Here is a 20,158-nt window from a genome sequence, read left to right on the forward strand (position 1 = left end):
TTATTTGAACACATTCATTGTAACAAAGGATGACCTTCTTTTGCTATTTTATTTTCCCACAAACATTTTACACTAACTAGTGAATGACTATGGTTAGACAGTAAAAAGGCTTTCAAGTGTTTCTAAGAAACACCTTTGAAAGCCGATTACGTATATTTAATATCTTAGCGTATGCTTAAAAATAGATTATATTCTTTTATATAATCTCATGATTTTATATATTTTTTTCTAGAGGATGTAGACAATAGTTTGTATATATATTGTAGTAGCATATATCCATCTATAAGAAATCTACCTGATACATTCAACTTTGAACCCCAATAGTGATGAGTAGATATAAGAAAAGAAAGACTGATACAGTATATATCTTAATAGCAAGTTAAACTAGATTGCTATGTAAGTCTGTTAGGATGCGTTGAGCCACGCTTTCTGGAGTACCAGTGTTTAGAACTTGTGCTTGACGGAATCGTGCATATAGGGGAGCCCGTACTGTGTACAATTGTTGCAATCGTTCTATGCCACCAGAGGAGAGAACACGTCCCGTTGTATCTAATTCGTCTAAGGGTCGATAGATTTCATAGATACGTCCATTTTGACGAAGAGGACCATAGTTTTCTGGTATGGTGATAGCACCGCCACCAGTGGAGATGATGAGGCCTGTTTGTTTACCTACCTCGGCAATAATATTGGACTCTATAGCACGGAATGCCGGTTCACCGTGCGTTAATATGTAATCGCTAATAGAACCGACTTCCTCAGTAATGCGATGGTCTATGTCGACCAGTGTCCGTCCTGTTAGCTTGGCTAAGGCTTTGCCGATGGTACTTTTACCAGATCCAGGCATACCAATTAAAATGATATTTTCTTGCTCTTGTCGAAATTGTTTGTATAGATCTGAAAGGATACTTTCATCATAGGTACGATGTAAAAATAAAGCACTCGCCGCAATGGCTTGGGCCAATAAGAAGACAAGGCCGTTCACATGAGGAATGCCGAGAGATTCTGCTTCTAACAAAATACCTGTACGATGGGGATTGTACACCAAGTCGATAACGCCTTCTAAGTGAGCAAAAGGGGCTAATCGAATGCTTTGGTCAGGACAATGAGGATACATACCAACTGGAGTACAGTTGATAATAATCTGTGTTGTTTCGTGAAAGTGGTGGACACTTTCATAGGTGGGTTCTGTATGACGACTGATATGAGTAATTGATTTGGCATCCAATCGGTTTAAAGCTACGTGAACCGTCTGAGAGGATGCGCCGTCGCCAAGGATGACACAATCTTTGTCGGTAACGTTAATGTGAGACCAAGCGAGGGTGGCTAGGAATCCATCATAGTCTGTGTTTGTACCATACCAAGTTCCATCTGCTTGGCGCACCATGGTGTTGACGCAACCGATGGACTTCGCAATGTCGCTAAGATGATCGCAAGCATGCATGGCATCTACCTTGTAGGGAATGGTAATGTTCAAACCTTGTAAATCAGGACGCTGAAAGAAGGTTTGTACATTCTCTGGTTCTACTTCAAAGGTGGTGTATTGTGAATTCCCTAAAGCATTGTGAATCATGGGGGAGTAGGTGTGACCCAAGGTGCGACCTAATAATCCAAACATTTACACCTCCAGAGTACGATGACTAAAATGGCGGAATGCATGTGGATCATGTTCCAACACAAAATCTAAGAGGACAAGAGCTGTCAAGGCTTCTACTACAGGAACGGCACGTAGCGCTACGCAAGGGTCGTGGCGACCTTGAATTTGTAATACTTCAGCACTATGGTTACTGAGGGATACTGAGTTTTGCTCATGATAAATGGACGGTGTGGGCTTAATCCCTATTTGCATGACAAGGGGCATACCGTTGGTGATACCACCTTGGATACCACCGCTGTTATTCTTATCAGTGCGAATGCCTTCCTCAGTGATGATGAAAGGATCGTTTTGCTCGCTTCCACGGGAGGCACAGCCAGGGAAACCAGACCCAAAGGAGATGCCTTTCACTGCAGGCATACCAAAGAGTGTGGCGCCTAAGCGGTTTTCAATGCCGTCATAATTAGGATTTCCCATGCCAATAGGTAAACCAGTGGCGAAGACTTCTACAATGCCACCAGTGGAATCGCCGGATGTTTTTAGATCTAGTACAAGTTGCTCTGCTGCATGACATTGCACAGGGTCTAACATAGGAACTACCTCTGTACTGATACTAGCAAGCTTGTCCATAGGTGGGTTAGCATAATCGACTGGTGCATCTTGGACAGTACCCACTTGTGCTAAGTGCGCTCGCACGTGAATGCCGATGGATTCCAATAGTTGTATAGCTATACCACCAGCTACGCACACAGGGGCTGTTAGGCGAGCAGAGAAGTGGCCTCCACCGCGCATATCTACGTACTCGCCATAGCGCATGCGAGCGGTGTAATCTGCATGAGATGGGCGTGGCACATCTCGTAGGTTATCGTAATCCCCACTTCGTTGTGATGTATTTTTAATTGTGAAAGCCAAAGGAGAACCGCTCAGTCTTCCTTGTACGATGCCTGATTGAAACTCAGGGATATCTGCTTCTTTTCGTTGTGTTTGTAATTGATGTTGCCCTGGAGCTCGTCGTTTTAGGAAGGCTTGCAAGGTTTCTAGATTGACTGGAAACCCACAAGGAAGTCCGTCTACAACTCCGCCAATAGCTTGACCGTGAGAAGCTCCAAAGGTGGAAACTTTCACAGTACGACCGAAATAGGATGCCATAATTACTCCTTATTTATTAAATACGTTTATATGCTATGAGTTTCGCCACCTAATCGTTTCCAGTCTTCAAAAAAGTGCGGGTACGACTTACTGATGGCTTCGCTGTCCTTCAAAATCATAGGGGAAGTGCCGATGAGTGCATTTAATGCACCAGCCATGACGAGGCGATGGTCATTCACACAGTCTACAGTTCCACCAGTAAGAGTGCCTGTTCCCGTGATATATAGATTATCTCCTTCCATGCGAACAATGCCACCAGAATCGCGAACTAACTGTGCTACCGCTTCTAAACGGTCTGATTCTTTTAAGCGCAGGCGGGCGCCATTGATGAAAGAAGATTCCCCTTCTATGGAGCAAGCTAAGCTAGATAGGATGGGTAACAAATCTGGCATTTGTTCTAAATTTACATGGATTGGTTGATGTGCTTTGCCAGTTACCGTGACAGTAGATCCATTCCACGTATAAGAGACACCAGCACTTTCTAAAATGGAAAGAATCCGTTTATCTGCTTGTACAGAATCAGAACGTAAACCTGTGACAGAAATAGATTGACCTGTCATAGCAGCAGCGACTAGCCAAATAGCGCCATTAGACCAATCACCCTCAATTGGATATTGCTCATTGCCGTGAAAGTGTTGGTTCTCTTCGATAGTAAAACTTGGATATCCTTCTTCCGTGGAAGCTTCTGTTACTTGCACACCAAAGTCTTTCATCGTTTTTATGGTTAATGTCACATAGTCTTTCGATTGCAGTGGACTTGTGCAGTTCACAGTTGTTCGTCCTAGCTGTGGTGCAGCTAATAACAGTCCAGAGAAAAACTGGGAACTGACGGAACCTATCATGGTGAAGGTACCATCTTGCAGGCGACCTGTCATAGTGAAAGGCGGTGCATCTTGTGAAAACGATACGCCATGGTCTTTCATTTCGCTCAACAATGGTTCTAGTGGTCGTTCTGGTAGACGTCCTTTGGCATCTACTTTCACAGTGTCACAAATAGAGGCGGACACAGGTAAAAGCAATCGCAAGGTCGTGCCTGATTCGTGGGGTAATACCTGTCCTATAGAAGGGGGAGGGCCCGGAGTGACATGAGCCACACCATTTTCATAGGTTATGCTGGCACCAAGGGTTCGCAAGGAATCCATGGTTGCATCAATGTCCTTGGAAGAGTGGGATATTAAAATCGAGCTAGGACTCGTGGCAAGGGCCGCTGAGATAAGTGCCCGATGAGCATGGGCCTTAGCCGGTATGGATGGGATTGTGCCACATAAGGGCACATTAGAAACATGTTGCATAGGAATCCTTTCTGTTATGGTTGCGCTAGCACCATGAGGTAATGATTACAAGATAAGGACAAAAGGTAAGTATAATTTGTTTGATATATCATACATAGTAATTCTAGAATGGGAGTATATCAAAATTAGTTTAGTTATGTATTCTAATTATAAAACATTGAGTACTATACTTACATATGGCAGTAGGTAGCAAGTTCTTGGAAGGTAACTTGTTTCAGTACCGACGTGCCATAGCCAGTAGGGACAACGATGGTAATGGAAGAGCCCGAGACTTTTTTGTCATGACTAGCTTCTTCTAAAATTACATCTTTTGAAATCATCGTTGTGGTAGGTAATTCATGGGCTATTAGTAGCTGTTCAATACAAGAAATGATGGTAGGGTCTAACTCTTCATTAGCTACAGCACCTTTTGCCATGATAAGGAGTCCCAAAGCAACGGCATTGCCATGAGGAATGGTGAAAGCACTACCGTGCTCGATACCATGGCCAAAGGTATGACCTAAGTTCAAGGTCGCACGGAGACCGCTTTCCTTTTCATCTACTTCCACTACATGAGCTTTGATGCGTACACATTGAGCGATGATACTATCTACATCTTCTGGATATTGTAAGAGTGGTCGCTTCCGCAGTTGATCTAACAATTCGGGATGACCTAAGAAACCGTATTTAATGATTTCCCCACATCCGTTAATCCACTCTTCCTTTGGTAAGGTAGAAAGTGTTTCAGGATCGCAGAGAACAAGGATAGGTTGTTTAAAAGCACCCCATAAATTCTTACCACACTCTAGGTTCACAGCTGTTTTACCGCCTACAGAGGAATCGACAGCAGCCAATAGAGAAGTAGGCACTTGTACATAATCGATGCCCCGTAGATAGGTGGCAGCAGCGAACCCAGCTAGGTCGCCGACGACGCCACCACCTAAAGCGATAATTAAGTCTTTACGAGTTAATTTGGCATGGCCCAATGTTTCTACTAGATCCATGAGGCGATGGCCGTTCTTTTCACTTTCACCATGAGGAAACATATAGGTATGAACGGTGTAGCCTGCTATTTCTAGAGATTTAGAAACTGTAGATGCATAGAGAGGGCCCACATTATCATCGGTGACAATCATGACGGAACAAGGAGGTTTGATAGTTTGCAAATGCTCGCCAATGCGAGGTAAGCTATGTCGCTCGATAATCACATCATAAGAAATAGATGCTTGAATATGAATTGTATCCATAGGAGTGACCTATTTATGACTTAATGCGTCACGAAGTGTGAACACTTGGTTTGCCAAAGTAGCGAATTGCTCTGGGCGTAAGGATTGCGGACCATCGCATAATGCTTTTTCTGGATTATTGTGAACTTCAATCATTAAACCATCAGCACCGCCACCAACGGAAGCTAAGGAAAGGGACGGAACCATACGGCTCATACCCGCTGCATGACTTGGGTCCATAATGATTGGCAAGTGGGATAACTCGTGCATCATTGGAATCGCAGTTACATCTAAAGTATTACGAGTGCGTGTTTCGAAGGTGCGAATACCACGCTCGCAAAGAACGATTTGTTCGTTACCTTCGCTCATGATGTATTCCGCAGCCATTAACCATTCTTCGTATGTAGCACATAGCCCACGTTTTAATAAGATAGGTTTACGTAATTTACCAACTTCTTTTAACAGATTGAAGTTTTGCATATTGCGGGCACCGATTTGCAACATATCTACATTGTCGAAGTATTCCAATTGGGAGATATCCATCACTTCAGATACGATCGGTAGACCAGTTTCCTTTTTTGCCTCTTCTAGTAACGCTAAACCACTTGGTCCCATGCCTTGGAAAGAGTATGGGGAAGTACGAGGTTTGAAAGCGCCACCACGAAGAATACCAGCACCAGCTGCTTTCACAGCCTTTGCTACTTCGATGACTTGTTCTGGTGTTTCTACAGAGCAAGGGCCTGCGATGATAGCAAAGTGACCTCCACCGATTTTTGCATTTCCTACAGTAACCACCGTATCTTGAGGATGGAATTTACGATTTGCTTTTTTGAAAGGTTCTTGGATACGCATTACCTTTTCAACGTATGGAAGGGATTCAATGGAACGTAAGTCCACACGAGACGTATCGCCGATCAAACCGATGATATCTTGTTGCTCTCCATGGACAGGATGTAATGCAACGTCAGTGGCTTCTAGTAGTTGACGTAGTTCTGCAATTTGTGCTTCTGTTGCTGTAGTGTGTAATCGAATAATCATAATCTCCTCCTAAATTAAAAATTGTATTATAGGTAATGGTGAGTGGGGTATAGGAAGATATACAAAAAGGGCTACCCGCCTATACCTAGTACGGGTAGCCCTTACCACTATTTAAAGCCACTCAGTGATGATACCTAAATTAGCGTAGCTCAAATAGTTCTTTACCCGTAGTATGGATAAAGAACCCAAAAAATGTATTTACATTTGTTGTAGCTAAATTGGCTTGCTTCATCATTGTTATGACTCCTTTCTTTCAATAATTGCGTTTAGTATACTCCTTTTATTTAAGTTTGGCAAGAAAAAAATTCAAGTTGGGCTCAAAATTGGGCTCAAATGCAAAAAATGGATTCTCAACAATGGTGAGAATCCATTCATATCAATGGTGCGCCTAGCAGGAATCGAACCTGCGCACCCGGTTCCGGAGACCGGCGCTCTATCCCCTGAGCTATAGGCGCGTGCATACCGTTAAAGTATACCATGAAATAATGGTCAGTACAATAGGGAACCTCATGATGAAGGATTGAAACATATAGTGCTCTATCATACTTTCATATACAAGGACATCTTACTTGTGTTATAATATACTAATTCGCATGATACATAAAGAAATTTTTAAAGGAGGACCCTTTTATATATGCAAATTAAATTTGAAGATTTACACATTAGCGAACCTATTTTACGAGCTTTAAACGATATGGGCTTTGAAGAACCAACACCGATTCAACGTGAAGCCATTCCAGTGGCGAAGTCTGGTCAAGATATGATTGGTCAAGCGCAAACTGGTACAGGTAAAACAGCTGCCTTCGGTATCCCAGCGTTAGAGCAAGTGGATCCAACAATCCAAGATCCACAAGTATTGATTCTTTCACCCACACGTGAATTAGCAATTCAAGTGGCGGAAGAGTTAAATAAAATGGCGCAACATACTAACATTCAAGCTCTACCAATCTATGGTGGACAAGATATTGGACGTCAATTCCGTATGTTGAAAAAACATCCACAAGTGATTGTAGCAACACCTGGTCGTTTGATGGACCACATGGAACGCAAATCCATTGCTTTTGACAAAGTAAAAGTTGTCATTCTTGATGAAGCGGATGAAATGCTAAACATGGGATTCGTGGATGATATCAATAAAATTTTGACAGCTGTACCAAAAGAGCGTCAAACATTATTGTTCTCTGCTACTATGCCAAAAGCCATCCAAGAATTGGCAGAAACATACTTAACAGAGCCAACATTAATCCGTATGAAACCAACCCAAGTAACAATGGATTTAATTGAGCAATATTATATCGAAGTGCAAGATCGTCAAAAATTTGATGTATTGTGCCGTTTGTTAGATATTCAAGCTCCTGAATTGGCAATCGTCTTCGGTCGTACAAAACGCCGCGTAGATGAAGTAACGGAAGCGTTGAAAAAACGTGGTTACATGGCAGAAGGTATTCACGGTGACTTGTCTCAACAAAAACGTGACTCCGTCATCCGTCAATTCCGTGAAGGTACAATTGATATATTAGTGGCTACAGACGTTGCGGCTCGTGGATTAGATATTAGCGGTGTGACGCATGTGTATAACTATGACTTGCCACAAGATCCTGAAAGTTATGTACACCGTGTTGGTCGTACAGGGCGTGCTGGTAAAGCAGGCGTAGCGATGACATTTGTTATCCCTCGTGAAATTGAACATTTACATGCCATTGAACGTTTGACAAAACGCAAGATTGCTCGTCGTAAAGCTCCATCCTTGGGTGAAGTATTAGAAGGTCAACAAAAAATTGCCGTAGAAAAATTGATTGCTTTAGCAGATAATCGTGAAGAATTAGCAAGCTATCGTTCTAGTGCAGAAGAATTGTTGAATGATATCGACTCTGTTACTTTGTTAGCAGCTGCTTTGAAATTGTTAACAAAAGAGCCAGATACAACGCCGGTAAGCATTACAGAAGAAGCACCTCTTCGTGTTCGTCGTCGCCGTGATGGTGGACGTCGTGATGGCCGTCGCCGTGATGATCGTCGTAGAGATGGTCGCCGTCGTGATGATCGTCGTGATGGAGATAGAAAACGTTCCTCTCGTGATCGCAACCAACGCTCCCATGGGGGAGAACGTCGTTCCCGTGATGGACAAAAACAACAAAAACATCAAGGTAGCGGTTTCAAACCATATTTTAAAGATTAAGCACTAGAGACCCACAGACGTTATTACTAAGAAGAAACAAAACTAATCAATTCTGATTATTGATAAGAATTGATTGTTCTGATATAATGAAATCAGAGTAATAGTGTTTTAATCTCACAGTTTAGCTTCCAAGTGGAAAGGATGTGCTTTATGGACATTGCACAAAAATTGCGAGAAGAAGGTTATAAAGTAACGCCACAACGCATTGCAATATATAATGTTCTTCATGCAGAAAACAACCATCCCACTGCGGAAATGATCTACCAAAGTTTACGGGAAGACCATCCAAGTATGAGCTTGGCGACTGTATATAAAACGATGGAGATTTTTGAACGCATTGGTATAGTTCGCGTCTTAGACTTAGGTGATGAATGTAGCCGATATGATTGGGATACACGAAACCATCCTCATGTACGTTGTACTATGTGCAATCGCATCGATGATTTGCATGATGTGCAGGTGAACTGTCTAAGAGAAGAAGTGGCACGCCACAGTGAATATGAAATTACAGGACTCCATGTGTCTTTTGAAGGCATTTGTCCAGAATGTTTGCGTAAAAGCTCACATTAACAGTAATGGAAATTATCTGGTCATAGGTTAGAAACAGATTAATAGGGGATAATTGCTTACATAAACAATTATCCCCTATTTTCTATGTAACTGTATATGTCATAAACGGTTACATGATATACTTAAAAGTAAGAAAAGTGTACATATATATGAATGTAATTTGATAGTGCATACTATATTTGTATAGATCGATACGGTTCGCTTTTACGATAGTTTATAACTAGAGTAAGAGAATGAATTAAGTACATTTAATGATTGAAGATAAGGAGTTTTACATGAGTCAATTAACAATTGGATGTCACTTATCCATTAGCAAAGGATATTTACATATGGGAAAGGAAGCATTGTCCATTGGAGCTAATACTTTCCAATACTTTACAAGAAATCCACGAGGCGGTAAGGCTCGTGCTTTTGATGAAGCAGATATGAAAGCCTTAGATGCTTTCCTGAAAGAACATCAATTTGGTAAATTATTAGGACATGCACCATATACTTTAAATGCGTGTGCCGCTGATCCAGGACTCCGTGAGTTTGCTAAAAATTCCATGCGTGAAGATTTGGAGCGGTTGGAGTATTTACCTGGTCATTTATATAACTTTCACCCTGGTAGCCATGTGAAACAAGGTGTGGACCAAGGCATCGAATATATTGTAGACATGTTAAATGAAGTGATTTTTCCAGGTATGAAAACTACCGTTCTATTAGAAGCTATGGCAGGAAAAGGCACGGAAGTAGGTCGCAATTTTGAAGAATTAGCACGTATCATTGATGGAGTGCAACATAAAGAATACATTGGTGTTTGTGTAGATACTTGCCATATTCATGAAGGCGGATACGATATCATTGAAAATTTAGACGGTGTATTGGAGGAGTTTGACCATTTTATAGGGTTAGATAGAATCCATGCAGTGCATTTGAACGATTCCAAAAATCCGAGGGGATCCCATAAAGATCGACACGAAAAAATTGGGGAAGGTCACATTGGCATTGAGGCCATTGCTAATTTCATCACCCATCCTAAATTACGTCATCTACCATTCTATTTAGAAACACCAAATGAGTTAGATGGATATGCAAAAGAAATTTCTATCTTACGGGAGATTTATGCAAACGAGGTGTAAGTATGCGCATACTACATACAGCAGACTGGCATTTAGGACGACTATTTTACAATGAACATTTAACGACAGACCAAGCTCATGTATTGGAACATCAATTCTTTCCATTACTAAAAGATGAAAACATTGATTTAGTAGTACTTAGTGGAGATGTGTTTGACCGATCTGTGCCGCCTATTGAAGCCATCGAACTATGGGATTCAGTGCTCCATCGATTGGCCTTTACAGAAAAGATTCCTATGGTAGTTATTTCGGGAAATCACGATAGCGGACCACGCCTAGCGATGGGGCACAGTGCTTGGGAGACGCATGGCATCCATTTGTTAGGACATACACATCAAGGAATGGAACCTATTACTTTTCAAGATGCGCATGGTCAACTCGATGTGTGGGCATTGCCCTATGGAGAAGTGCGGGATATAGATACTGAGTTGAATCGAGTAGGTATGATAGGTAAAGCAATAGAGACTGCGAAACCTATCGAATCTAGTAGGTCGTCTAAAAAACGTCGTCCTCAAGCTGAATCGGCAGATTTATTTGCCGCTTTGAGTGATGAAGATATTACAAATCTAGACAATGATTCTTATAAAGATAATGCTAATATGTCTAGCATCGATACTGTGGAAAATGATATATGCGTTGATACAAACAAATACAACATGACCATCGCAGATGCGTACCAACGGTGGGCATCTTATGCGACGAGTCGTTCACAGGGCCACCGCAGTCTTTGCTTAGCCCATGCCTTTGTGGCAGGTGGTACTGAAAGTGAGTCCGAACGGCCTCTCATGGTAGGCGGATCTGGACAAGTACCGACAATGGTATTTAAAGACTTTCACTATACGGCATTAGGACATTTACATAAACCACAGCGAATTGGATCAGACCATATTCGCTATAGTGGTTCCTTGTTGACCTATTCCTTTGATGAGGTGGGATATAGTAAAAGTTTCACTATTGTAGACATAGATAACAAAGGGTCTACAACCATCAGTGAAATTCCTATTGTAGGGCGACGCCAATTTGTGAGCCTGACGGGATATTTTGACGATTTGCTAGCAGATGAAAGTCTCCATATACAGCATCATAATGATTATGTGGAAGTGCGATTGTTAGATGCGGTACCTATAGTGGATGGGATGCGAAGATTGCGAAAAATATTCCCTTATTGTATGCGGTTAGAATTAGTAGGTCGTATGGAAGTGGTACGAGATACAACGGGTGCTAAACGATTCAAGGAATTAAATGAGAAAGATTTATTTGCGCAATTTGCCAAGGAAGCTAGGAATGAAGAGCTTTCACAAGAAGAATTAGACTACATGGAACATTTATGGCATCGTGTATTAAGGGAGGAAGAAGCATGAGACCCTTACGATTAGAAATGACTGCCTTTGGTCCGTATTCTAAGGAAGTAATCCTTGATTTTGCCATATTAGCAAATCAATCCATGTTTTTGATTACAGGACCTACAGGAGCAGGAAAAACAAGTATATTAGATGCCATTGTATATGCCCTATATGGTCAAACCAGTGGTGGCCTTCGTGATGGCTCAGATATGCGCAGTGATTATGCAGATGCTACTACACCTACATCAGTGGTGTTTGAGTTTCAAGTAGGTGATCATCGGTATCGAATGGAGCGAACTCCAAAACAAGAATTACAGAAAAAGCGTGGTACTGGTACAAGAGTGGTCTTAGCTACGGCGGCTATCAGTGAATGGATTGATGATGAATGGAAACTACTCACTACGAAAGCGCAAGAAATTCGTGACTATATACAACAGATTATTGGATTTCGTGTGGATCAATTTTTACAAGTTGTCTTGCTGCCGCAAGGTGATTTTAGAAAACTATTAGTAGCCCCCACATCAGAACGGGAAGTATTGTTACATACGATTTTCAAAACCTCTGTGTATAAACGCATGCAAGATGTATTGAAGGAAGAATTGACTAAATCTACCGTAGGGATTCAAGATACATTGCAAAAGGTTGAGTTTTTACTGAGTACCTATACAGTAGACACGTTACAGGACTTAGTGGCGTTGCTGGAAGAAGAGCGTAAATGCTTAATTGAACGTGAAGGGGAACGCAAGGAGAAGCAACACCAATATGAATCATTGCAAGCTACCTATGTAAAGCATGAAAATTACACCAATTTATTAGCGCGGAAGGAGCAGTATAGTAAGGCTTTAGCTAGTCATAAAGAGAGGGAAAAAGAACATATTGCACTAGGGGAAACGATTGACCGTTGGGAACGGTTGGAAAAAATTCGCATTCCTCTGAATCAATATGAGAAGTTACAAGGTGCTTTTAATACAAATAAAGAAAAGCTAGACATATTAAAAACATCTTTGCAATCTGTAGCTGTATTGTTACAAAGTTTGGATTGTAAGTATGACCAGTTAGAAATGCAAGCGGACACGTATGCAAAGCAACAAGAGCAATATCACCAATTACAAGCGTTGCAACAAGAAGTGGAACGGCATGGTGAACTCTTGGAGAAACGGACTGCATTAGATATGGACCTATCGCAAAAGGTACAGCAACAAGGTGAAGTACAGGAGACATTGGCAACAAGTCAAACTAATATAGAAATACAGCGCCAGTCCTTAGGAGAAATAAATCTTAAGTTACAAAGTTATACTTCTTTAGGTGAGGAAAAATTATGTACTAGTGAACTGCGGAGTTGGTGGGATTCCTTAAAGGGAGTAGTAGATAAATTGTGTAGTGCTTGGGAGACTCAAACAGTGTATAGTAAGCAGTTGGAGGAGGAACGACAGGTCTGTAAGACTCGTGAAGGGCTATATCATCATAATGAGCAATTATTACGACAACACCAAGCTTATGAAGTGAGTTTGCAAGTAGAAGATGATGCACCGTGTCCTGTTTGTGGTTCCTTAGAACATCCACAGTTGGCACAAGCTCCATCGGAAGAGATCGTCCGCGAAACGGTAGAGCGACTTCGTGAGGAGTTCCAAGCTAGTCAAACACAGGTGGCAACGATAGAAACTAAGCTAGCTCACAGTGATGAAGAAGTAGAACGGTATAGTAAAGAATGGAATCGTTTATGTGAGACCTATCCAAAGGTTACAGTTGGAGTACAAAGAAAGTCTATCTTGCAATTGGGAAATATTTTGGATAGGGCTGTACAAGCTAAAGAGATAGAAACGGTAGCGGAACGCCTTTCTTGGTGGGATGCGAATGTGACTGAAACGCACGTAGATAAGACTTTTAAATTGATACAACAAGAGTTAGTCCAAGGAGAAGCTAGAAAACTAGCATTAGAAAAAAGTCTAGAAACGCAGAAACAGACTATACAAACTGAGGAAGCCAATATTCACGCAAAGCAACTAGAATTGAGAACTCTAGAGGGACAGTTAGAATCTTTACAACAGGAAATACAGCACGTAACATCAGAAATGAGTCGTATTGAAACTAGTATAGCCCCTTTTACGGTGGAAACGTATACGGCTGAGGTGAAAGATCTCGCAGATTCTCTGAAACGATATGAAATAGACCGTAAAAAGGTAGAGGATGGGCGTCAAGCTAGCCAAGAACAAAAGGTCGCCCTCACAGCGGAAGTAGGGGCCCTCAAAGAACAACAGGATCGCATGTCGCAGGATATAGAATTCTTGGAGAAGGAGATTGGGAAAGTGTTAGCAGCAGAATCTCTTACCATCGATACATTTAAACAGGAATCTCATGCATTTGATGAATTGCCAGTATGGAAAGAAACCTTTAGTGCCTATCACAATGAATCGTTGAGGTTGACTTCTCTCTTAGAAGGAGTGCAACAGGACTTGGTATCCTATGCTACGGTACCTGAAGAGATTCCGAAGGAGTCGGTGGAGTCATTACAACAAGAATTGAAAAATCTAGGGGAAGTTATTGGTACCTTGAAATCACAAGTGACTGCCAAGGAAAAAACTATCCAAGAGATTGCCAAGTTAGAAGGGGCTACCAAAGAGTTGTCGGACCGTCGAGCCTTTATCTTTGGCTTAGCCGACTTAGCCAATGGTGGTGATTCGGGTATGAAAGGTGTCAGCTTTGAACGCTATGTACTAGGCGCTATCCTAGAAGAAGTGTTGAGTGCAGCGAACTTACGACTTCATGATATGAGTCGTGGTCGCTATCGACTTGAACGGTCCGTAGAAGAAGGTGGTCGTGGCGCCAGAGGATTGGACATCTCTGTTTTTGATGCCTATACGGGAGCGAGTCGGCCTGCGAACACTTTGTCCGGTGGAGAAACTTTCTTGGCATCCTTAGGGCTTGCTATGGGATTAGCGGATGTCATCCAATCCTATGCGGGAGGTATTCATTTGGATACTATGTTCATTGATGAAGGCTTTGGTACATTAGACCCAGATACGTTAGATGTGGCAATGGAAACTTTGGTGGCATTACAATCTCAAGGAAGGTTGGTAGGAATCATATCTCATGTGCCAGAATTACAACAACAAATTGGTGCACACTTGGTGGTGACAAAAACCGATGAAGGAAGTAGAGCCTACTTTCAGGTACAATGATTGTATTCCCGTAGTACCTATGTTAGAATAATACTGTTATTTACTAGGAATTAAGGAGGAAGTATGAAATTTAGCTTTGCTCATAATAATATTAATGTGAAAGAGTTGGACAAAAGTTTAGCCTTTTATAAAGAAGCATTGGGGTTAGAAGAAGTCGGTCATATCGATGGAGAAGATGGATCTTTTAAAATCGTCTATTTAGGAGACGGTACCAATCCGCATCGATTAGAATTGACATGGCTTCGTGATTGGGATCGACCATATAATTTGGGGGATAATGAATTCCATTTGGCATTCTATGTAGATGATTACGAAGGAGCATTAGCAAAACATAAGGATATGAACTGCGTTGTCTATGAGAATGAAGCGATGGGTATTTATTTTATCGCCGACCCAGATGGATATTGGACAGAAATTATCCCATCAGGAGCCTATTAATATGGAGCATATGTTAACTCGCCTACAATGGTTGGTAGGGGAAGAAAAAATTAAAACTTTACAAGCAAAAAAAGTCCTGCTATTTGGATGCGGTGGTGTTGGCTCTTTTGCATTAGAAGCGTTAGTGCGTTCTGGTGTAGGTCATATTGTCATTGTTGATGGTGACCAAGTAACAGTGAGTAATATTAATCGCCAGCTTATCGCCTTGCCTAGTACGGTAGGTCAACGCAAGGTAGAAGTGGCAAAAGAACGCGCCTTGGCGATTAATCCTAACTTGCACATTGAGGTTTATGATATGGTCTATACTGGTGAAAGCCATCCTACTTTCATCACCGATATAGCTCCAGATTTTGTGATTGATGCTATTGATATGGTAAGTGCTAAACTATCCATCATCGAAACGTGTTATAATAGAAATATACCTTGTATATCTTCTATGGGAACAGGCAATAAAATGTGGCCTGATCAATTGAAGATTACAGATATTAGTAAGACCCATACATGCCCATTGGCGAAGGTGATGCGCAAAGAATTGCGCCGTCGTGGCATTAAAAAGCAAACTGTATTATTCTCTACAGAACAACCGATGACACCGAATCGAGATGACGATTCAAGAAGTCCTGGTTCTTGTGGATTTGTTCCGTCCGTAGCAGGATTGCATTTAGCGGGTCACGTAATTAGAACTTTTTTGGAGGTACAGTAATGAAAAAAGCAATTATTCATATGGAATACGGTGACATTGTTATCGAATTATTTGAAAACGAAGCTCCTGGCACAGTAGCAAATTTTGAAAAATTAATCAAAGAAGGTTTCTACGATACTTTGAAATTCCATCGTGTCATCCCTGGTTTCGTAGCACAAGGTGGTTGCCCAATGGGTACTGGCGTAGGTGGTCCTGGCTACACAATTCCTTGCGAAACTAAAGGTAACCCACATAAACATGTTCGTGGTGCTTTATCTATGGCACATCGTGGACCTAATACAGGTGGCAGCCAATTCTTTATCGTGTATGAACCACAACCTCATTTAGATGGCGTTCATACTGTGTTCGGTCAAGTTATCGAAGGTATGGATGTAGTAGATAAAATCCAACAAGGCGATCGTATGCAAACTGTTGAGGTAGTGGAATACTAATGGCAGGAATCAAACGCTATCGTATTGAACATCCTGAATGGTTACAAGTGAAAAAGGATGGAAACTTTTCCTATGGGTATGACCAAGAATGGTACGAAGATGCTTGGAAACGGCTAGCAGGTTGTGGCCCTACAACGGCGACACAGGTGATTTCCTATGTCCTTTTCCGCGATGGACATTTACCTGTTGAGACCGCTGTAGATGGGAACCAAGCCTTAGTGCGCATGAACCAAGTGTGGGAATACGTGCGTCCTCGCTATGGTGGCGGGCTCTATAAAAGTACTTGGTGGGAACAAGGTGTCAACCAATATATGGAGGATAATAACTTGTCTTATACGGTGAAACGATTACCGATTTTCCCGCTGAAAGGAAGCCCTTATAGCGTGGAAGAAGTGACGGATTTTATTCGTGCAGGAATGGAACAGAATTGTCCTGTTGCCTTTTTAAATCGTCATCGTGGACAAGAAGAAGGGCTATCTACTTGGCACTGGGTGCCGATCGTATCTATGCAGGTCAACAACGATGATACGCGATGTGTCGTCTATGATGAAGGCATGGAACGAACGTTTTCACTACGTCGTTGGTTACGAGATAATTTGCTGGGTGGAGCTTTTTTATACATCCAGCCACAATGTGAGGAGTAAGAAATGACACAATGGATTAAAGAAATGCAATCCCCTCATCTTGCGTTATGCGCAGAAGTGGATGAAATTTTATATTCTGGAAAATCTGACTTTCAAACCATAGAAGTCGCTCATAGCTTAGAATACGGTAATATGCTTGTGCTAGATGGAGTGTTTCAAACATCGGAACGAGAAGAATTTGTGTATCATGAAATGATGAGCCACATTCCGTTATTCCTGCATCCAAATCCTAAGCATGTATTGATCATCGGTGGTGGTGATGGTGGCGTGGCTAGAGAATGTGTACGTCATAGCTGTGTAGAAACAGTGACAATGGTAGAAATTGATGGTAAAGTAGTGGAATTGGCGAAACAATACTTGCCTTCTATTGCTGACGCTATGATTCGCCAAGATCCTAAATTAACAGTAACCATTGGTGACGGTATTGGACATGTAGCGGAAAAAGAAAATTTCTATGATGTGATCATCGTAGACTGCTCTGACCCAATTGGCCCTGGTGAAGGTTTATTTACAGAAGAATTTTACAAAAATACATATCGTGCCTTGAAGGAGGATGGTTTGTTTGTACAACAAACAGAGTCTCCTGTAATGCATCAACAATTAGTATCTGATGTATTCTACTACGTGAATAAACATTTCCCAGTGACTCGTCTATATACAGCATTCATTCCGTTGTATCCGACAGGTATGCATTGCTTTACGATGGGCTCTAAGAAACATGACCCATTAGAATGGGATCCAAACCGTGCCCAAGATTTTACAACTAAATACTATAACTATGGCATCCAAAAATCTGCATTCGTATTGCCAACATTTGTAAAACAATATTTACAAGCTCGAATTGCAGAGTAAACCTTATATCTAGGAGTGCTATAGATTCGCAGTGATAGACTAGCACTTTCTCCGTGAAAGTGCTAGTTTTGCGTATGGGCTATGTAAATAATCGGGCATTAGTAATCGATGATAGGTAATTTGGGGAATTTTCTGTTAGTGTAAAAAGTTTGCAAGAAACATAAAATAGAAAATCAAACTTTCTTATAGTGAATGCATTGCACTTAGGTTAAACAAAAAAATCCCTATAACTATAAGAATATAACAGATAATATCTAATTAAAGAGTATTGAATTTCCTAGTAAATAGGTATACAATAAGAACAGTATCGTATTTACTAATGAAATATATATAATAGACTTTTATTCATGTGAATTAACAAAAGGGGAGACAATAATGAAACAATATGATTTACTAGTTGTTGGCTTTGGTAAAGCTGGCAAAACATTAGCTGCCACATTTGGCAAAGAAGGAAAACAAGTAGCTTTAATTGAACAAGATCCATCTATGTACGGTGGTACATGCATCAACATCGGATGTATCCCTACAAAAACGATGATTGTTGGTGCAGATAAAGGCAAAACATACGAAGCAGCAAAAGCAACTCGTGATACAGTAGTAGGCAAATTAAATGCAAAAAACTTAAACATGTTAACATCCAATCCAAATGTAACCGTGTATACTGGTCATGGTAAATTTATTTCCAATAAAGAAGTAGAGGTAACAACAGCAGAAGGTGTGGAAACATTGACGGCTGAGATTATCATCATCAATACAGGTGCTACGAATGTGGTACTTCCAATTCCAGGTCTGTCTACGTCTAAATTTGTATATAACAGCACTGAATTGCAAGCCTTGCCAACATTGCCAAAACGCTTAGGTATCATCGGCTGCGGTAACATTGGGATTGAGTTCGCTAATCTATATGCACGTTTAGGTGCTGAGGTGACTGCTTTTGAAAGTGGCGATAGAATCTTAAAACGTGAAGATGCAGATGTAGCTGCGTTAGCGCAACAATACTTAGAAGAAGATGGCGTTCGATTCCACTTTAACGCTGTCACAAAAGAAATTAAAAACGTTGGTGATACTGTAGTTGTAGTGACTGAAAGTGGAGAAGAGTTCGTCTTCGATGCATTGTTACATGCTACAGGTCGCAAAGCAAATACAGAAGGGCTTGGCCTAGAGAATACAGATATTCAAGTTCGTCCTAATGGCTCCATCGTAACGGATGATACATTGATGACATCTGTTCCTAATGTGTTTGCCGTAGGTGATGTGAACGGAGGACAACAATTTACGTATGTATCCCTTGATGACTTCCGCATTGTGAATCGTGTATTGCACGGAGATGAAAGTTATAAGTTAGGCAATCGTGCACACGTGCCATATTCTACTTTTATTACACCTGCTCTATCCCATGTAGGTTTACACGAAGAAGAAGTGAAAGCACAATATCCAAATGCAGTGACAGTGGCATTACCGGTAAATAATATGCCGCGCCATGCAGTCAACCAAGATCCACGAGGTGTATTTAAGTTAACAGTTAACAAAGACACTGGTCTAATCCTAGGCGCTACCTTATTCGGTAAAAACTCTGAAGAGTTAATCAACATCATCAAAATGGCGATGGATAACGATATTAAATATACATACTTGCGTGACCAAATCTTTACACATCCAACAATGGCTGAAAATTTAAATGATGTAGCTAAGTTAATCTAATAAAGCATAATGTACATAGAGGCATGTAGGAGAGACCTTATATGCCTCTTATTTTATATTAGTATGAAAAATATATGAAAGGGGGTTTACAAGAAAAAGATTATTTGATATACTTTAAAAACATCAGCGGTGCTCATGTAATGTCCTGAATGGTTAACATGAAATAGTAGAACAGTTAAAAAAGTTTTTTAAAAAGTGGTTGACACGAAAAATATTAACTGATATACTAAATATCGTTGTAAGGCACGACAGTGCTAAACAGAATAAATATCCTGTGGTGGGTATGGTGAAGCGGTTAACACGGCGGATTGTGGCTCCGTTATGCATGGGTTCGATCCCCATTACTCACCCCACAACACAGGGGTGTAGCCAAGCGGTAAGGCATCGGACTTTGACTCCGACATGCGATGGTTCGATCCCATCCACCCCTGCCATTTTATGACCCACTAGCTCAGTTGGCAGAGCACCTGACTTTTAATCAGGGTGTCCCGCGTTCGAGTCGCGGGTGGGTCACCATTTACTACTTTATGTAGTATGAGGATATATGATCTTTGAAAACTGAACAATGTAAGGTAATTACTTCGAAAGAAGTAAACATAAGCCAGAGTGCGGGTTTCACATAGTTGAAACCAACCAAAAAATTCTAGTCAAGCAATTGGCAACAACGAAACAAAATGAGCTATCAAATAGCTTCAAGATATCTTGGAGAGTTTGATCCTGGCTCA

The 20,158-nt window shown here is 41.2% G+C and carries 16 protein-coding genes and 4 tRNA genes; 14 read left to right on the forward strand and 6 right to left on the reverse strand.

What is annotated here, in order from left to right; translation table 11 throughout:
• Nucleotides 1–379: 379 nt before the first annotated feature.
• The 6 genes from EO125_RS09045 to EO125_RS09070 all read right to left on the reverse strand — a co-directional run bounded on the left by EO125_RS09045 (nucleotide 380) and on the right by EO125_RS09070 (nucleotide 6,730).
• Nucleotides 380–1,615 carry a shikimate kinase gene (locus tag EO125_RS09045; RefSeq protein ID WP_127148610.1) on the reverse strand — a complete coding sequence of 412 codons (1,236 nt, stop codon included), beginning with the start codon at nucleotides 1,613–1,615 and terminating at the stop codon, nucleotides 380–382.
• Complete coding sequence (gene aroC, locus EO125_RS09050) at nucleotides 1,616–2,740, reverse strand: chorismate synthase (protein ID WP_127148611.1); 1,125 nt, start codon at nucleotides 2,738–2,740, stop codon at nucleotides 1,616–1,618. It abuts the gene before it with no gap.
• A 26-nt stretch (nucleotides 2,741–2,766) separates the two neighbouring features.
• Nucleotides 2,767–4,032, reverse strand: a complete 1,266-nt coding sequence (aroA, locus tag EO125_RS09055; protein WP_127148612.1) for a 3-phosphoshikimate 1-carboxyvinyltransferase — start codon at nucleotides 4,030–4,032, stop codon at nucleotides 2,767–2,769.
• Nucleotides 4,033–4,202: 170 nt separating this feature from the next.
• Complete coding sequence (aroB, locus tag EO125_RS09060; RefSeq protein ID WP_127148613.1) at nucleotides 4,203–5,258, reverse strand: 3-dehydroquinate synthase; 1,056 nt, start codon at nucleotides 5,256–5,258, stop codon at nucleotides 4,203–4,205.
• Nucleotides 5,259–5,267: 9 nt separating this feature from the next.
• Complete coding sequence (gene aroF / locus EO125_RS09065; RefSeq protein WP_127148614.1) at nucleotides 5,268–6,275, reverse strand: 3-deoxy-7-phosphoheptulonate synthase; 1,008 nt, start codon at nucleotides 6,273–6,275, stop codon at nucleotides 5,268–5,270.
• Between the two features lie 380 nt (nucleotides 6,276–6,655).
• Nucleotides 6,656–6,730, reverse strand: a tRNA-Arg gene (locus EO125_RS09070).
• Between the two features lie 179 nt (nucleotides 6,731–6,909).
• Between EO125_RS09070 and EO125_RS09075 the strand changes: the two genes are divergently transcribed.
• The 14 genes from EO125_RS09075 (at nucleotide 6,910) to EO125_RS09140 (ending at nucleotide 19,949) form a co-directional block, all read left to right on the forward strand.
• The gene (locus tag EO125_RS09075) at nucleotides 6,910–8,451 is read left to right on the forward strand and encodes a DEAD/DEAH box helicase (protein ID WP_127148615.1); all 1,542 of its coding nucleotides are present in this window, start codon (nucleotides 6,910–6,912) and stop codon (nucleotides 8,449–8,451) included.
• A gap of 150 nt (nucleotides 8,452–8,601) precedes the next feature.
• Entirely contained in the window at nucleotides 8,602–9,021 is a 420-nt protein-coding gene (locus EO125_RS09080) for a Fur family transcriptional regulator (protein ID WP_127148616.1), read from the forward strand.
• A 275-nt stretch (nucleotides 9,022–9,296) separates the two neighbouring features.
• Nucleotides 9,297–10,142, forward strand: coding sequence for a deoxyribonuclease IV (locus tag EO125_RS09085; RefSeq protein ID WP_127148617.1), 846 nt, complete (start codon nucleotides 9,297–9,299; stop codon nucleotides 10,140–10,142).
• A gap of 2 nt (nucleotides 10,143–10,144) precedes the next feature.
• Nucleotides 10,145–11,503, forward strand: a complete 1,359-nt coding sequence (locus EO125_RS09090; RefSeq protein WP_127148618.1) for an exonuclease SbcCD subunit D — start codon at nucleotides 10,145–10,147, stop codon at nucleotides 11,501–11,503.
• Nucleotides 11,500–14,664 carry an AAA family ATPase gene (locus EO125_RS09095; protein WP_164726500.1) on the forward strand — a complete coding sequence of 1,055 codons (3,165 nt, stop codon included), beginning with the start codon at nucleotides 11,500–11,502 and terminating at the stop codon, nucleotides 14,662–14,664. Before EO125_RS09090 ends, EO125_RS09095 begins: the two co-directional genes overlap by 4 nt.
• 63 nt (nucleotides 14,665–14,727) lie before the next feature.
• Complete coding sequence (locus EO125_RS09100) at nucleotides 14,728–15,102, forward strand: VOC family protein (protein WP_127148620.1); 375 nt, start codon at nucleotides 14,728–14,730, stop codon at nucleotides 15,100–15,102.
• A gap of 1 nt (nucleotide 15,103) precedes the next feature.
• Nucleotides 15,104–15,805 carry a ThiF family adenylyltransferase gene (locus tag EO125_RS09105; RefSeq protein ID WP_127148621.1) on the forward strand — a complete coding sequence of 234 codons (702 nt, stop codon included), beginning with the start codon at nucleotides 15,104–15,106 and terminating at the stop codon, nucleotides 15,803–15,805.
• Complete coding sequence (locus tag EO125_RS09110) at nucleotides 15,805–16,236, forward strand: peptidylprolyl isomerase (protein ID WP_127148622.1); 432 nt, start codon at nucleotides 15,805–15,807, stop codon at nucleotides 16,234–16,236. Before EO125_RS09105 ends, EO125_RS09110 begins: the two co-directional genes overlap by 1 nt.
• Nucleotides 16,236–16,880 carry a hypothetical protein gene (locus EO125_RS09115; RefSeq protein WP_127148623.1) on the forward strand — a complete coding sequence of 215 codons (645 nt, stop codon included), beginning with the start codon at nucleotides 16,236–16,238 and terminating at the stop codon, nucleotides 16,878–16,880. The genes EO125_RS09110 and EO125_RS09115 overlap by 1 nt, the downstream gene beginning before the upstream one ends.
• A gap of 3 nt (nucleotides 16,881–16,883) precedes the next feature.
• Entirely contained in the window at nucleotides 16,884–17,732 is an 849-nt protein-coding gene (gene speE / locus EO125_RS09120; protein WP_127069163.1) for a polyamine aminopropyltransferase, read from the forward strand.
• Nucleotides 17,733–18,107: 375 nt separating this feature from the next.
• Nucleotides 18,108–19,433, forward strand: coding sequence for an FAD-containing oxidoreductase (locus tag EO125_RS09125; RefSeq protein ID WP_127148624.1), 1,326 nt, complete (start codon nucleotides 18,108–18,110; stop codon nucleotides 19,431–19,433).
• A 277-nt stretch (nucleotides 19,434–19,710) separates the two neighbouring features.
• A tRNA-His gene (locus EO125_RS09130) sits at nucleotides 19,711–19,786 on the forward strand.
• Nucleotides 19,787–19,792: 6 nt separating this feature from the next.
• Nucleotides 19,793–19,867, forward strand: a tRNA-Gln gene (locus EO125_RS09135).
• A 6-nt stretch (nucleotides 19,868–19,873) separates the two neighbouring features.
• Nucleotides 19,874–19,949: transfer RNA gene (locus EO125_RS09140), tRNA-Lys, on the forward strand.
• Nucleotides 19,950–20,158: the final 209 nt, after the last annotated feature.

Source organism: Veillonella sp. VA139 (assembly GCF_003992005.1).
GTDB lineage: Bacteria > Bacillota > Negativicutes > Veillonellales > Veillonellaceae > F0422.

What these genes read in the sequence shown, in the direction of transcription:
- EO125_RS09110 (WP_127148622.1), top strand. Translation starts at nt 15,805, where the DNA reads ATGAAAAAAGCAATTATTCATATGGAATACGGTGACATTGTTATCGAA.
- EO125_RS09045 (WP_127148610.1), bottom strand. Translation starts at nt 1,615, where the DNA reads ATGTTTGGATTATTAGGTCGCACCTTGGGTCACACCTACTCCCCCATG.
- aroC (WP_127148611.1), bottom strand. Translation starts at nt 2,740, where the DNA reads ATGGCATCCTATTTCGGTCGTACTGTGAAAGTTTCCACCTTTGGAGCT.
- aroA (WP_127148612.1), bottom strand. Translation starts at nt 4,032, where the DNA reads ATGCAACATGTTTCTAATGTGCCCTTATGTGGCACAATCCCATCCATA.
- speE (WP_127069163.1), top strand. Translation starts at nt 16,884, where the DNA reads ATGACACAATGGATTAAAGAAATGCAATCCCCTCATCTTGCGTTATGC.
- EO125_RS09080 (WP_127148616.1), top strand. Translation starts at nt 8,602, where the DNA reads ATGGACATTGCACAAAAATTGCGAGAAGAAGGTTATAAAGTAACGCCA.
- EO125_RS09115 (WP_127148623.1), top strand. Translation starts at nt 16,236, where the DNA reads ATGGCAGGAATCAAACGCTATCGTATTGAACATCCTGAATGGTTACAA.
- EO125_RS09100 (WP_127148620.1), top strand. Translation starts at nt 14,728, where the DNA reads ATGAAATTTAGCTTTGCTCATAATAATATTAATGTGAAAGAGTTGGAC.
- EO125_RS09085 (WP_127148617.1), top strand. Translation starts at nt 9,297, where the DNA reads ATGAGTCAATTAACAATTGGATGTCACTTATCCATTAGCAAAGGATAT.
- EO125_RS09125 (WP_127148624.1), top strand. Translation starts at nt 18,108, where the DNA reads ATGAAACAATATGATTTACTAGTTGTTGGCTTTGGTAAAGCTGGCAAA.
- EO125_RS09075 (WP_127148615.1), top strand. Translation starts at nt 6,910, where the DNA reads ATGCAAATTAAATTTGAAGATTTACACATTAGCGAACCTATTTTACGA.
- aroB (WP_127148613.1), bottom strand. Translation starts at nt 5,258, where the DNA reads ATGGATACAATTCATATTCAAGCATCTATTTCTTATGATGTGATTATC.
- aroF (WP_127148614.1), bottom strand. Translation starts at nt 6,275, where the DNA reads ATGATTATTCGATTACACACTACAGCAACAGAAGCACAAATTGCAGAA.
- EO125_RS09105 (WP_127148621.1), top strand. Translation starts at nt 15,104, where the DNA reads ATGGAGCATATGTTAACTCGCCTACAATGGTTGGTAGGGGAAGAAAAA.
- EO125_RS09095 (WP_164726500.1), top strand. Translation starts at nt 11,500, where the DNA reads ATGAGACCCTTACGATTAGAAATGACTGCCTTTGGTCCGTATTCTAAG.
- EO125_RS09090 (WP_127148618.1), top strand. Translation starts at nt 10,145, where the DNA reads ATGCGCATACTACATACAGCAGACTGGCATTTAGGACGACTATTTTAC.